Genomic DNA, 15968 nt, shown 5'->3' on the forward strand with positions numbered 1-15968 from the left:
ATCCACAACTGTGGTCACCTTTGGGGAAAAGAAATCATGAACAACACCTACACCCTGATAAACTAGATATCCTACAGTCGTGATAAAAAAGGTCAATAAAAAAGTCATAACAATAGCCGTAATAACTTGAATACCCCGCATGAACATGTGGATGATTCTTGGGATGTTAAAACTTATCAAAGAATGTTAGATATAGTTGGTTCAAAGTATAAAATCCAATCAATTGATGAAAAAATTAGCTCTGAAATCTTTTTCAACGTATACATGGATAGATAAACTAAAGTTATTTGCTTTTCTTTTTGTGATGGAGTTTATCGTTTTAGATATTGAGATGGTCAACATAGGGTTAAGGTTCTTGACATAAGTACATTTGTACATGTATATTTGTTATATCAAGAACAATTATTCTATAAACAATAACGCTTTAGGGCATATTAAAAGAGCATATGGATGTTGGCGCACTCATATGATCTAGCGATAATAAAATGTACTACTCGAAATAGTACAATTGACATGAGAAACACTCTAGTTTATTATTGCAAAGCACTCGGTCAATCGACCATTAGTTTAAGTATTAATAGTCTACTTTCATTTTGAAAGTAGACTATTTTTTTTGCTTTTTTATGCAAATGAAAAGGGCATATGGATGTTGGCGCACCCATATGCCCTAGCGATAATAAAATGTACTACTCGAAATAGTACAATTAACACGAGTAACACTCTAGTATAAGATTGCAGAGCACTCGGTCAATTGACCATTAGTTTAAGTATTTCTATTTCTTTTTCTTTTGCTTCTTATATCTTTTGTAACTTTTTTATCTTCTTTATCATTAGAACTCGTCAATGAAGAATTTTTACCAAACGCAAAACCAATTTGAAATTCCCATTCTCCCGAATCGTTGATTTTAAATCAACTCGGAATAGCACTAAAGCTATGATAGTGAGGATTAATGTACCAGTAAAACTAGCAAGTGCATATATCATCACAATCCCCCCCTTTCCTAAAGACTAAGAGGGTACTCTGTGCCATATTATCGCTAATTTCTATTATATATTACTTTGGTAATCTATACAAAGTAATAATCATATTATCTCTAATTATGTATTCTTCCTTTTCTCTATAAGATAATCACTATGTCCACTCCCCTATTCCAGACAAATACGGTAGTATTTCCCTTTTTGTAGTAGGAGGGTATTTTTTGTGTACTAAGTTATTTTCCAATTCCATTAGAGCGTAACATTTCCTCTAATTCCTGTTTTATTTCCTCTTGTGTCATATCTTCAACAGGTTTATATTCACCATTTGAATTGTAGTCAGCTGAATTATTATCTTCATTAGAATCATTGTCTATTTTATCAATTTCATCTTCTAACTCTTTTTTATTTTCTTCAGAGGCTACTGTTGACTCCATTAATTCATATTTCTCATATAAATTCATTTTGTCGAAATCACTGTTAGCATTAATTAAAATAGTAATTTCATACTCTTTGTCTTCATTCCGCTTTTCAGGTACTTCATACGATATTTTTTCTATGTAGTCCGATAGTTCACTATCATTCAAAAGCGATTCTATATTTTCGCCCTCAACTTTTGGTGGTGTTGATGAACAGCCAGTGAGTAATAATCCGAGCGAAAAAACAAGAAACACTAACTTTTTCAGCATTTTTCAAACTCCTTTAATATGTATTAAAGGTTAATTGTACCTAATTAACAGGTATATAAACATAACTTTTTAATTTATCCGTAAAATATGATAGAAAGAAAATGCAATCATTAAATCCTACCTTACTTATTAACTCCACCTATATACCGGCGCAAGAAAAGGATCTACAATTTAAGCTACTAGCGAACGGAAGAAATCAGAAATGATTCTTGCAAGTGTGCGTATACTTAATTCCCACGAGAAGCGTTTCATAGAATAGTCCATATCCTTTTGCTTCTTGTGTCGAGCTTGTCCTTTGGGATAAGCTCTTTTATTTTTCCTAGCCATTTAACCACCACCTTTCAATTACCCATTAGAACACTTCCTCTTCAGTTGAATTTTCACTTTCATCTACTAATCTACCACAAATTCCGAATACCATATTTATGAAGATGAAAAGCTCCAAAATCCTTACTCTTTAACATATATGAATGATATTTATTAGTTTAACTACTTATAATTTTAACAAACTATATAGGTTTCACAGTTCGTAAATTGTACGGGAATCGTTCAGTAATTGTACACGCCATAAGCTTTAGATTTACTTATATGCATCACATCCGTATAATGAGAAAGATATATCTTAAAGGGTATTGTCCAATCATAAATAGACTCTATCTAGTTTTGATAGAGTCAATTAACTATTTGCAACAAAAATGCTATTAATTGATACGGGAATACATCATAGGACTAGCGCATATATTATTTATCAGAACGGGAATATGTATTTTATATAATTCAATAAAAAATATAGGTTTAATAAAAGCGCAAAAGGATGTTAATACACAGCCTTTTGCGCTTTTATTTTTGTAACTGCAACCTTTTGAATAACTCTTCCTCAACCGCTGTTTTTAAATCCTGGTTCGCATAATTCAAGTGAAGATCTTCCCCTGCAGTGCGAATTTGAGTATCACTTTCTAATTTTGGTGGACCATTGTTATCTAACAATTAAGCTTTGGAAAAGGACAAATGCTTATGAAAGATTATCATACACGTAATGAGATTTTGGTCGTACTGTTAGAAATGTGTGAGGATATTGCAATAAAGGTAAGGAATGTGTGATGTGCAGCACGTACATTGGGCTATCTTATAGCAAGCATGTCATGACTAAGGATTTTTACCGCTCCAAGACATTAAAGAGCGCTACAAGTGACACGATGGAGCTGTAAGCGATATGTAAAGAGTTACTAGATAAATACTTTGCAGGCGAACCGGCACGTCAGTTATCAGTACTAATTACTAACTTGGAAGCTGAACATAGTATACAGTTGGATTTATTTGATGAAGACAAAGTTAAGCGTAAAACTCTAGCCCACACAGTGGATTATAAATTCCCTACTTTTTATAAAATAGCTTTTTTGTTTCCAATTACGAATTCCACATAGCAATCACACGATATGCCTTTTCTTCTACTTCATCTCTTTCATCATCCACATGAACAAGATCTCCATCTTCCACATCATCTAAATTCAACTCAATTTTTAACAATCAGCTTGCAAGTGAATATGGTGTTACAGAAGTAACTATTAGCCTCACTTAACTTTTTTGTGTCCAAGATATTGACTTAGATCTAGCTCTTTGGTTAACAGGTAATACATAAAGTAAGATAAAAATTGAAATTACTAAAGGTAGTGTTAGTGACCAGTAAATCTTTTTATTTACATTTAACAATTTTAATTCCACTTCCTTGAAATAGGGTATAACTCCTTCTTGAAGTAACCTGCTCCATTAGTTTAAATACATTACTTCACAATCGTAACATGAATATCTAATAAAAAAATCACCTCAAAGAATAACTAAAGAGGTGATGAAATTACTATATCCTTATAACCAATTACTTGAACTTTATATATAGACTAACGAGGTAAATACAAAACGCATTTTAAATTATATCCACTTTTTTCATGTAACATGAAAACACTTTACAAGATACAACTTTGAAATTTCCACATAATAAAACGCAATTAATCAAACGTGTGATTTCCTCGTTTGGGAGTATCGCAAAAGGCGAGAAACGGTGATTAATAACGTTTCTCGCCTTTCTTCTTTTGTATCGTTTATGCAAAATTTTATACAGCGCCATCCTTACTCCCAAATGGTTTCAGGCGTTTTTCAACAATTTATACCAGGTGTCTATTTTGTATAAATTCTTGTATAAAATCAAGAACACTATTGAACTACTTATCGCTGTTTTTTTCTACTAATTAAAAAATTATACTTCAAAAAATCTTCAAAGATCGTCATAATGTGTTCTCTTCCTCTAGGCAAAAACACTTTCAAGTATGCTCAAGTTATTTACCTGATTCTTCATGGTAAACACATTCAACAATGACCTTAGAGCCGAAATTATAATTACTTCCCTATTTTTGCTAGGACTTTTCTTTTTTCTTCTTCAAAATCAACTTCTAAATTGTCCTCTTTATCTACTTTACCCAGGTCCTTTTCACTAGCAACCTCCGTAAGACGTTTTTCCTTCTTTAATGCAGAAAACCATTCAGGAACTTTAGGGCCTTTCTTGGCACTGTCTTGTCGCTTTTTAGGCAAGGTATCTAGTAATTCAACAAAAGAAACTTTTTTTTCGCTATTTTCATATGCTTTCACAGCATTATTCACTTTATACCTAATAAAACCTATTGGATTTTCAATATCAATTGATTTATTTATATAGTCTACTAAATACATGAATTGATTCTCCACATCTTCTTTCCATATCGGTAATAACTTACTGTATATTTCTGCAAATACAATTCCATCTAATGAATATCCTTTAGCATGTTCATTTAGCTTTAATCTCATTTCTTCAAATCGTATATACTCTTGCTCCAGTAGAGCATCTTCATCTAGCCCATTAAAATCTAATAAATTGTTGTTAGTTGATTCAATTTCTTTATTTTCAATATAAAATTTCAAACTGTTAATCGAACGGCCTTGCTTAATTTCATCAAAGCTTATGTATACATCAGTTTTCTCATTTACTTCTCTAATTGCATCTTTCAATTTTATTTTGAAATTTGAGTATCTATCATAAGACTTTTTGATAGCACCTATTTTTTCACGTAGTTCTTTCAATTCTATAAGTTTGGAACTTTTCGATAGCTTTTTCACTTGCCACTTTTTCACTAATTCATATAACCGAATCGCATAAACACTTTCTAATGACAAAACGTATTTTAACTTATAACTCGTATACGCTTTTAATTGTAAGAGATAAGGTTTTAATTTAGGATCAAAAGTAATGGCCAATAACCCCTTGCCTTCTATGTACTCAATACTTGACACCCAACTGGTAACAAGATATCGCCCATCATCTTTTTCAATACCTATTGTTTTGCCTGCAATATCTTCCATACTCTTTTTAATTGGATGGTATGCTGCACTCTTCGATATATTCATTGCTTCACAATAATCACTTATGCTAATTTCATACTCTTTAAAATCTTCATCATTGGGTTGAATAGCACTAACGAGCATTAATACCAATCTTTGCTCTCTTAATGTTAATGGTTTCTTTTGTTTAGCTTCAATTAAATCATGGCTTTTTGTAACTACATAGTTCCCATATTTACCTTCCATAATATAGATCCACCCCAACATAGATTATTAGTACACCAATAGAAACCTCATTTCTATTCGTCTTTTTACTTTCTGTTATACTCACTTATTAGCTTATATTTCCTAATAATATTATACGCAGATTTTTTTTGCAATATTTAAAAGCTACTAAATTATTTAGCAGTAGCTTTTAGCGTTATAAAAGTAGCTTTTAAACATCTGAAACGTTATAAAAATAGTCTTTAACGTTACAAAAGTAGCCTTTAACATTATAAAAATAGTCGTTGACGTTATAAAAGTAGCCTTTAGCGTTATAAAAGTAGCCTAAATGTCTGTCAAACACAGTCATATCAACAACTCTAGTAAACTGTAAACAATTATTAATCATTTATAAACAGGTATAAACAATAACAAACAGTAAGTAGCTTTTGGTGGTGGTGATAATTTCATAGAAATTAGTTACTCCAAAATAAAAAAACTCCTTTGCTAATACCAAACAAGGAGTAAAAAGGTAAGGTTTTAGTTTAATGATTTACAGCTAGACTTATAATATCTACCATGTTTGCTCTTTCATAAAAAAAGCGTATTTAGCATATTATGTAATAGTATTTGGAACATCTTTAGAGGAATAAGCTTTAAAAACTAATGGGAAGTATTTCAAATGTAAAGAGAGCAGTCACTTTCTGATTGGCTGCTCTCAGAAGGATAGACAAACTCGAAATTTATAAAAAAATCCCCGTACAATAAGTATTGAATCAATAGCTAATTGCAGGGGACATTTTAAACTAAAATAGTTTTTAACTTTTCTTGTTCACTCATTGGTAAGTTATCAAAATCCACACGTTTTTTAAAAGTTGTCACTTCATTCAGAACCTTCTGATCTATAACGTCCGATTCTTCACCAATTTTCATTAGAATTTTAATTTTCTCGTTTAAGAAATAGATGAATTCATCAACATCAAACTCTTTACTCGTTTGGGATTTAGATTTATTTTCTTTACTTACTGGTACTTCTACTACTTTCTTTTCTGCTGACTTCTCAGACATAGCCCCTCTACTTGCAGAGTAATCTTGTTCGATGGCCCGTTTTACATATCCAGCAACCTTTTTAACGCTGCCCATGTCAATCCGTCCTTTTGTATAATCTATGTTCGATTTAATACGTTTTTCAGAATAAGTCTCAATTAATGAATCGACCGTTTTTTCATTAAGTCCCCAATCTAACAAAATGCTCTTAATTTTAAATTGAAGTTCGGTATACCCCTTTACGTCAACTACTGGTTTTTGTTCACTCTCTATTACATTTAGAGGGATAATAGGTTCGGCTTTCACAAAGTTTGGATTATGATAAATGAAAAACTCTATTTTACCTACTGAACGGCCAACTTTAATTTCCTTAAAATCAAATAGGATATCAGATTCTTCAAGTAATTCTTTTTGAGCCGTTAATAACACTCGTTGTTTGAAATTAGCATATAGCTTATAAGAACCCTCTGGCACCCCTAACATCTCTCTCAACTCATCTAGTGCATATGTTCTCTTACGAATCTTCTGCCATTGTTTTAAAAGCTCATACAACCGTATTGAATAGGCACTATTTAAGTTGGTAATACTACCCAGTCGATAGGTAGTAAAATTCTTTTGTAGCTGCAGTATATACGGTTTCCAAAAATCATCAAAACGCATACTAATAGTTCCTTGCCCTTCGTTATAAGCAACATAGGATAACCAAGATACTTGATGTACTGTATCACCAATACGGATTTCATGTACTTTCTCCATTAATCCTTTTGTAATATTACGTAGATCTTTATATTTTGATTTTCCTTTTAATTCGAGCATATTAACAAAAGGCTGTATCTGAAATATATATGTATTAATATCATCATCATTTGGCTGTACATTAGAAAATAGCGTTAGTATCAACTTTGACTCTAGAGTTGATAGTTTGTAACTGGATTCAATTAAGAGATTGGATTTTGTTACTAAATTATCTAGATTAAACTGAACTTCTACTAGATCAAATTCTAATTGTTCCATATGCTATCTCCCATCTATCAAAATATAACTTCAGCACTCTCTTTATTCTACTTCATGTTATATTTTAGATTTTTACACAATCCACCAAGAATTGCTAGAGATAACCAATAATATATATATTATTTATGTATTTACCTAGATTGTTACCCTGTTTTCGTTATATTTCGTATATATGTGTTCTTTCGCAGCCGAAAAGTAACTCACCCTGTTTTTGTTATATTTGCTGTACCCTGTTCTTGTTATATTTTAATAACGAACCCCCTTCATTTACCCTCTTTTCGTAATAATTACCCTGTTTTTGTTATGCATTCCCCTGTAAATGCAATAGTTCACCCTGTTTTTGTTATAGTTAATACCCTGTTTTTGTTATATATAGCCCTGTTTCAGTTATAGTTCACCCTGAATATGTAATAGTAAACCCTGTTTTTGTTATAGTTAGTGTCTAAAGTCCTTAGAGCCTGTAAGGTTGATAGCCATGGAAAACAGAAAACATATAAAACATATAAAACAATTAATATGTAAAACAACTAAAACAAAAAACGTTTGTAATAGTTTTGTTTGTTAAATATTATTTTTATATAAGTTTTAGTGCATAGTGCAATAATAAATAATTTCTTAAGCATTGATAAATTATAGTAAAGCATTGTTATAGTTGAGTTTAGTTCATAGATCCAATCTCTGAATCTAATTAATATGAAAAGAGATCAAAAACCTGCTATTGTTTCTTCTTTTTGATAGTTTAATTTCCTGGAACGAAAAAAGCACTCTATTTAAATATTCAATATCGTTAAAATAACAATTGAACACTTAAACAAAGTACTTTTAAAAAGTGGTCTCTACAGACGTGGGTGAAAAGGAGCGCACTATCTGCCCTAATCAATCAACTTTCTAGTTTTGCTAGTATTTTTTCGCGCTCCGCTTCAAAGTATTCATCCTGAGAATTATCACCACTTCTTTGTTCTTCTGCTTTTTTAACTTTCCGTTCCTGATACCAGTCTGGAAGAGCTACTTTTTGAGCTTTCTGTTTACTTAACCCGCTGAAAGAAATGGTAAATCCTTTACTCTTCATGTCTACTGCTTCAGTAATCTTAAATAGCATAAAGCGAGATGGGTGTTGAATTTTATTTGTTTTATCATTCATATAATCAACAACAAAATTCAATTCTTTTTGTATATCAATTTCATCACCGAATACATATTGTGCTCCCTCATAAATTTGAATGAAGTCTGTTAAATCAATTTCATAACCTGTACAAGCCTTATTAATTTGCAATAAAAGATTCTCAATCAGAATTGTCTTTTCATCGGGTTGTGGTAACCCTGGCGTATTAGTTGTTTCACAAGCCTTCTTATTTGCTTTAATCGTGAATTCTAATTCAGCAACCTGTCTACCCTTTTTGATAGGAACATAACTAATATGAATATCAGTTAAATCATTTACTTCATCTATAGATTCATCTAACTTCTTCTTGAAATTAGAGTATTTATCATAGCTTTTCTTTGTAGCACCTAACATATCCCTTAACAATTTCAACTCTACTTTAATCTTTCTTTTATGGAATATCCATTTTTTACAGATTTCATATAGACGAATTGAATATGTAGATTTCAAACCCAAAATATACTCGAGTTTATACGTGGTATATGTTTCTCTTAAACCTATAAGATATGGTTTAAGTCCAGGTGAAAACTTAATTAACAATCTACCTTCCTTTGGATAATATTTAGATTCTATAACCCAATGATAGGTTTCCCAAACTTCTTTGCCCTGCTTATCTACTGTAGGTATCTCGATCAGCTTTTTCATTAATCCTTTAGTTATATTATGTATCTCCGTATACTTTGCATCTGCTAAACCTAGTAACTTTGAAAATTCTTTAACATGGATTTCATATTCTTTTAAATCTATATCATCCTTACGAATTAAACTTATGGCTGTTAATATAAGCTTTTGTTCTCTTAATGTCAGTGGTTCAGTATGTTTGGCTATCACAAGATCATTTGCTTGTGCTACTGGGAAAGTTGGACTCAATGATTCTAATACTATTTCGTGTTTCATACTACTCACCTCTCGACTTATTATACATATAATCCCTAAAAGTTACAAAATGAAAATAAAAGTAGCTTTTCTATTCTTAAAAGTTACTTTTGACCTCCTAAATACGGCGAATTAGTAACTTTTATTACTACTAACGGCGAATTAGTAACTTATAAATGAAAATCATCATTAAATACATAATGCTTTTTTGACAAAAAAAGGTGAAACATATTAAAGGTAGATCGTTCAAGGCGAAAAATTAGCTTTTAATTAGCTCATTCACGGCGAAAAAGTAACCTTTTAAATATTAGGTACTAAGAAATCAGTGATCACGGCATTTATCTAAAACTATTAATGTGACGTCGAATTAGTAGCTTTTCACAGCGGAAAAGTAACTTTTAACGTCGAATTAGTAGTATTTAACGGCGAAAAAATATCTTTTAACGTCGAATTAGTAGTATTTAACGACGAAAAAATATCTTTTAACGTCGAATTAGTAGTTTTAAGAGTCTGCAATCCCTTATATATCAAGGCTTTGCAGACTCTTAAAACATATAAAACAATTAAAACAATATATAATAATATAAAACAACCAAACAAAAAGAGCAGCATATCTACCAGAGATATAGCTGCTTCTTATTGTTTAGAATAATGATAATTAAATTAACTAAGGTTCTGGTAGGGGTGGGTTGGATTCCATTTTAGATAAAAATTAATTTATTATCTTTTACTATTTCTTTATAAACTTCACTATCATGCTTAAAGGTAGACTAGTCATAAACATCAATTTCATGTTCTCATGCCACTGCTTTCACTTTTTCAAATCTTATTGCCTCTACCGTATTATAAACTGTGCGATTTTTCTGATGTACTATCTCAGTAGTAAAACACCCGAGAACTGAAGATAGTTCTAGAATTTTAATGTGAAATTACTTTTTGAATCTGATCATTTAAATTTACCTTACTTAATCCTCCGTGGTAACAGACCACAGATTCAATGTCGAGGTCTAGGTATTTCTTCAAAGAGAGTCGAGCTTCTTTTATATCCAGTACTGTCGGGGCATGAATTCCCCTAATTATTCCGTTTACACTGTACATCGAATCCCCAGCAATGAGAGTTTTACTTTGTCTTAAATAAAGGCTGATATGACCGGGAGTATGCCCAGGAGTATGGATGACGCGAATCCCGCCGAAAAACGGTAGTTCCTGACCGTCAATCAAGGTATCGTCCACTCTGCCCTTCGGGGGATTCTCAAGGTGCCCGTCTTTTAAAAGAGGTATCACGCCCTGAATATAAGGCTTATCCAGTTCGTGTGCATAAACTTTAACTTTATTGCCACACTCCTGCAAAATCTCAGGAAGATTACCTATATGATCCACATCTTGATGCGTCAAAATCACAACTTTTAGTTTGTCTATCGACACTCCTACCTTTTCCATGCCTTCGTTTAAATCTTTAATTTGCCCCGGGAATCCTGTGTCTATTAAAACAGCCATTTCTTGATCCCACAAAAGAATTGGGTGAATAATATTCCCATGATAATCAAGATGAAGCATTTCTACTCCCTTTGAAATTTCCATAACTTTGGTCTCCTTTATAATTAGATTTTAATGATATCAAAGAATGGGTTTGGTTACACAAGAAGTTTGAAAGAATAAAGCTGATTTTTACGTATAATAATATTATTCAGTATCACTTTTCTATAATCTATAAATTCCATTAATCCCCCTTCTCTTAAAACTCTATTTTTTCATCCCTTCTATCCTATCTAATTCTCCCCCCAATTTTCTTTTTCCTTCTTAAACTAACCAACCAGTTAGTACAATAACGTCAACAAAAAAAGCGTTAATCCATCTTGGATCCCCACCGTTACTTGCATAACATCTAAAGTGTCCCCTTAAATTTTTACATAGCTTTCGATTATAAACCCACATTCAGTACAAATAATGTATTCAACAACTGACCCAACAAAGTTCATCTTATTATCCGGGAACATAACCCCATATCCACTACGCTTACCTTTCCCCAATTCTTTTTCACCACATTTTGGGCATTCTTTTACTTTCGTAGAATGTTTCATTTATGTTTCACTTTAATAACTGTCTACCAATTATCTTCAGAATAATAATATATTGCGAAGAAAAGCCAAGTCAAAAAGGTAAACTACGGAAATATAAATCCATTAATTAATGGTATTCTACGGATCAATTAGATACTATAATGCAACTGAATATAACTGAAAGCTTCCCAATACTTTCTACGGCAAACAATAGCAATGTACTTATATATTCGAAAACCTTGTAATTATAACGATTTTTTAAATACTGATAAACAATCAAAAACTACGGAAAGTTATCTACATTAAAAAAATGAAGTCCAATTGAGAAAAATAGAATATGTTAAAAAAGAGAGACATTAATTTACCAGTTAGTCATTTGATTAGAGTATTTGATAGAAGAACTTTATTGAATCGATTATGAAGAATGCAATTGTAATAAAAAATAGATATTTCATTCTTTCAATTAGTTTAGAATACTCATAATTTCAAGCTAAAATAGATGTATTAAAGATTAGTATTTTTATTACCGTAATGATTACCGCAGTTATTACCGTAATATATAAACCGTTGGTAACAATGATTTTGTGAGCTATTTCTTTATAGTTGATTTATATAATAAAACAGTATATTATTGAATAAAGTGCTTCATTACGGCAATTATTACGGTAATGATTACCGTATATTATTGTAATGATTACCGTAATGAATAAATTAACGACTTGGAGGTGTTAAAATTGCTGGATCTTAATCAAGTCATGGATATATTAAAGAAGAATTTATCAGATGAAAGTAAATGGATTTTAAGTGCATTAATTACTAGTACAAACCCTACTTCAAAAGAGAAATTATGGGAACTAACAAATACCTTGTATATAGAAAAAGGAATTTCTAATGATCCCACAGCTAAAATAATATCTTCTCGTTATGTCTTAGATATACATACAGCCAGATTAGAAGGTGCCGGATTAGTTGAAGTAACTGCTTTAGGAAGAATTAGAGTTTATTCAGTCAGTGAATTCGGGAGAATGTTAATAACTCACTTAAGTTAAAATTACAAAAGGAGCTGTTCATATGACAAAGCAAAATATCATTACTCATCATAAGGATGTAAAACTAAGTATTAACTTCGGATTTCTAGGTTTAGGTATGGGTGGTTCATCAATAGCTGCAGTATGCGGTGACGTTAAAACAAATGCTTCTTTCCCATACAAAGCATTACTAGTTAATACTAACTCAATGGATTTAGATAAAATAAAAGTAGAAAATGAATCGACAGTTAAATTACTAATTGGTGATGGTAAAGGCGCATCACGAGACATTAACCGTGGTGAAGAAATTTTCGTAGAACACGCTAATAAAGTCGCTGACAGTGTAAAATTGCATTTTGCAGATAGAGACTTCATTTGGGTTGTTGCAGGTCTTGGCGGTGGGACAGGAACAGGTTCTATTATCCAAGCAATTAAAGTGCTAATGACAAATAATTTCCAAAAGAAATTCGGATTAATACTGACATTACCTAGAGATAGTGAAGGAAGTACTGTACTAAGTAATGCCCTTGAAAGACTTCAAGTTATTAATAAAGCAATGCAAGGTTTAGGTTCTGTCGTAATTGTAGATAACCAAAAACTATTTAATTATTTTGAAACAACGAATAGTAACGCAACAGTACAATCGTATCTGTCATTTGCAAACTCATATATTGCAGATACTTTACACGGCATGAATGTAGTTACATCAAGCTACCAACCTTATGGTGAATTCCATTTCGATAGTTCTGAATTCAAAAAGCTTATCACTACACCTGGTGTACTTCACTTCGTTAAATATGAAACAAAAGTACAAAGTATTGATGTGAAAAAACCAATAGAACATCTAAATACATTGCAGAAACAAATTGTAAATGGAGTTCTATCCGATGGATATAACTTAGCGAAGACTTCAAGATTAGCATTAAGTATCCTTGCCCATTCTAATTCGGCACATAATATATTCAATATTGAATTCACGAAATCTATAGAAGATCTATTATCTGAAATTGCACCGATTGTTAGTGAAAAACCTGTAGGTCAGTATATCTATCCATTTAATGAAACTTCTAAAGTATACTATTACGCTGCATTTGCTGGACTTGATTTACCGAGTCGAGTTAGAGCTATGATAGAAGAAAATAATAGAGTAATAGAAGCAAAGAAAAACTTATCTACTGAAAAAGTTGAAGATATTTTCAGTAACTTTGTTACGACTAACCCGACGACCAAAGAAAGCACTTTAAATGGTGATGAAGAGTTTGCTCGTTTATTTAATCAACCAATAGACAATGACGATGAAAAAGATGGTCAAAATGAAGGTGACAAAGCATTCGCTGCCCTTTTTGGTGATAAGTAATTATTAGTAATGATTATTATATGAAAACGCTCAAACTATTGTATTTCAATTCAATGGGTATGATTATGATTTCAAGATAATTCAACTTCTTTAATAATCCAAAAAGCATTTTGCAATTGTGCAGAATGCTTTTTTTGTTTTGTTACGGAAAACTGCGGGAATATATAACTGTAACTTTTTACGTTTCCATAGATTATATTAGTTCGGAAAATATTAGTTTTAAATGTGCGTCACTTATATTTATTCAGAAAACATTAGGTGTAATTTATTGTAGATTATATTTATTCAGAAAATAATAGATTTAGATTTTCGTATAATACGGTACATTCTGATTTATAGAGGGAACATAAAGTGTTGATGTATCAATGTTTCGAAGAGATGTATCGATATTTTTCTTAGATTAAATTAGAAAATTAGTAGACTACCGAATAAAGTCGTAGTTTCTTATAGTTTTTCGTTATTCTGTAAAAAAAGTTGCAGTTTATGGTTGATTTTTGCTGGTTTTTTTATTAGATTGAAGATAATAGACAGGAATTCTGCGAGTTAGAAAGGAGATGAGTAGATGGAGAATGTTAAAGTATCAGAGGAAACAATCAAAGAGATATTAAAAGATGATCCTTTGTTTGATATTATAAAAAATACTCCAGCTGAACATACTCTATTAAATGATGAGTATTTGGAAACGATTATAGAAAAAAAGTTTTATCCAACAGTAGAATTAGCACACTGGTTTGGAATATCTGATGGACAAGTTCGATACTACATTAGACCATTCCAGGATTATATCTTCCAGGGGGAAGACGAAGCTCCTTCATTTAGTACTTCTATGAGATTAAGTTTTAAATCCATATTAAAAGTTAGAATGCTAATCCTTCTAAAAGATGAATACAAAGTCAAAGGTTTACAGCAAGTACTGGGTTCAAGTGGATTGTTAATTAAGGAAGACAGGGTAACTTCTTCGACGACAGAAGTTACAAAAGCGGGTCCTTCAATTCACGACGAAGTTAAAGTGATTAAAGATATTTTAAATAATATCTTACAATCGGGTGCATTTACTGTTACAGAAAAAGATGATAAGTATACCGTTAACCTAGCAGCGGAATTAGAAAACATCATAGAAGGACACCAAATTAAAGCTTTGGATGAATACCAAGGAAAGCTTCTTACCGAGTATAAAAATTCACTAGAACCAGTTCAGGAAGAGATTGAAAATCTTAAGAAGCAAAACAAAAAATTAGAAGAGACACTTAAATCTCAAGATCAAGATAAAGATGATCGTAAAAAAGAAGAGGTACTATCTTTCCGAAATGAAATGGAAAGTTTGCGAAAGCAAAATCAACGATTAGAAACTGTAATGCAATTACAACGAAAATTTGAAGATGAAGCTGCAGCAGAATGGGAAAAGAACAACAACTATGGTTTCATGGCAAGATTGCTAAAAGCAAACGAGATTGATGCTTCAAAAAGAAAATTCATCATAGAATACGTTGATGAAAAATTGAATAGTAATTTAAATGAAAAAGACGCTGAATAAAAAGAAAAAACCGTAACCCAATAATAGGGATACGGTTTTTTTAACCACTCATGTAAGTTAACATATAATACCTGCGACTTATTATTTTTTTAAGTTGATTCTAGCATACGAAAATTGAAAGACAATATACAAAAGCAAGAACAGCTAATTGGATTCTTTGTGAACACAGTAGTTATTAGGGACAAGATCTACTCTTTAGATACCTATTGCCCAATCTCCACTAGCGATATCGTTGATAACTCTCGCAGAATACTCACCAATCTTTTTGTTCTCTTTCTTCGGTGGTGTACTGGCAGATAGGTGGAAGCCCAAAAAGACAATGATTTGGTGTGATTTCCTAAGTTATGCAGAAGTAATCTTAGAAGAAGCATTTTGGAAAAATGTAAATTCTAGTTTATCAATGGATGGAATCATTTTAGCGAATTCATGGGGACTCCCTAGTCAGTTAGATCCACTAACTTATTCTACTGAACAAACTACGATGTTGAAATTAATGTCACAATTTTTCCCTAATATTAAAGCCTTGCCAAGTCGTAGAAATATTACATTTTTAGCATCAAAGGCAGATTTAAGAATAAAGTACCCTGAATTATCAGATGATTTGAAATCATTAGATCAAATTGGTTTAAAGCTTTTATTTTTCAAAGCATATATTA

General features: G+C 31.4%; 11 protein-coding genes and 1 pseudogene. 4 read left to right on the forward strand and 8 right to left on the reverse strand.

Annotated elements, in window-relative coordinates:
- Positions 1-1211: 1211 nt before the first annotated feature.
- The 8 genes from ACQKM9_RS19990 to ACQKM9_RS20025 all read right to left on the reverse strand — a co-directional run bounded on the left by ACQKM9_RS19990 (position 1212) and on the right by ACQKM9_RS20025 (position 11414).
- Complete coding sequence (locus ACQKM9_RS19990) at positions 1212-1664, reverse strand: hypothetical protein (protein ID WP_427736138.1); 453 nt, start codon at positions 1662-1664, stop codon at positions 1212-1214.
- Positions 1665-1835: 171 nt separating this feature from the next.
- Positions 1836-1991 (reverse strand): hypothetical protein, encoded by a 156-nt coding sequence (locus ACQKM9_RS19995; RefSeq protein ID WP_427736139.1) that lies wholly within the window; start codon positions 1989-1991, stop codon positions 1836-1838.
- A gap of 1080 nt (positions 1992-3071) precedes the next feature.
- Complete coding sequence (locus tag ACQKM9_RS20000; RefSeq protein WP_427736140.1) at positions 3072-3191, reverse strand: replication domain protein; 120 nt, start codon at positions 3189-3191, stop codon at positions 3072-3074.
- Positions 3192-4055: 864 nt separating this feature from the next.
- Positions 4056-5276, reverse strand: coding sequence for a replication initiation protein (locus ACQKM9_RS20005; RefSeq protein WP_427736141.1), 1221 nt, complete (start codon positions 5274-5276; stop codon positions 4056-4058).
- A 759-nt stretch (positions 5277-6035) separates the two neighbouring features.
- Positions 6036-7295: a replication initiation protein gene (locus ACQKM9_RS20010; RefSeq protein ID WP_427736142.1), complete on the reverse strand. Its 1260-nt coding sequence runs from the start codon at positions 7293-7295 to the stop codon at positions 6036-6038.
- Positions 7296-8175: 880 nt separating this feature from the next.
- Positions 8176-9354, reverse strand: coding sequence for a replication initiation protein (locus ACQKM9_RS20015; RefSeq protein WP_427736143.1), 1179 nt, complete (start codon positions 9352-9354; stop codon positions 8176-8178).
- Between the two features lie 897 nt (positions 9355-10251).
- Entirely contained in the window at positions 10252-10914 is a 663-nt protein-coding gene (locus ACQKM9_RS20020) for an MBL fold metallo-hydrolase (protein WP_427736144.1), read from the reverse strand.
- Between the two features lie 317 nt (positions 10915-11231).
- Entirely contained in the window at positions 11232-11414 is a 183-nt protein-coding gene (locus tag ACQKM9_RS20025; RefSeq protein ID WP_427736145.1) for a transcription initiation factor TFIIIB, read from the reverse strand.
- 734 nt (positions 11415-12148) lie between these two features.
- On the opposite strand from ACQKM9_RS20025, the gene ACQKM9_RS20030 reads away from it, so the two are divergent.
- The 4 genes and pseudogenes from ACQKM9_RS20030 to ACQKM9_RS20045 form a co-directional block, all read left to right on the forward strand.
- Positions 12149-12442: a hypothetical protein gene (locus ACQKM9_RS20030; protein ID WP_427736146.1), complete on the forward strand. Its 294-nt coding sequence runs from the start codon at positions 12149-12151 to the stop codon at positions 12440-12442.
- A 22-nt stretch (positions 12443-12464) separates the two neighbouring features.
- Positions 12465-13778, forward strand: a complete 1314-nt coding sequence (locus ACQKM9_RS20035; RefSeq protein ID WP_427736147.1) for a plasmid replication protein — start codon at positions 12465-12467, stop codon at positions 13776-13778.
- Positions 13779-14340: 562 nt separating this feature from the next.
- Positions 14341-15312 carry a hypothetical protein gene (locus ACQKM9_RS20040; RefSeq protein WP_427736148.1) on the forward strand — a complete coding sequence of 324 codons (972 nt, stop codon included), beginning with the start codon at positions 14341-14343 and terminating at the stop codon, positions 15310-15312.
- Between the two features lie 217 nt (positions 15313-15529).
- Positions 15530-15667 (forward strand): annotated as a pseudogene (locus ACQKM9_RS20045) (MFS transporter); the annotation flags it as partial.
- Between the last annotated feature and the right edge of the window lie 301 nt (positions 15668-15968).

This window comes from Viridibacillus sp. NPDC093762 (assembly GCF_050279675.1).
Classification (GTDB): Bacteria; Bacillota; Bacilli; order Bacillales_A; family Planococcaceae; genus Viridibacillus.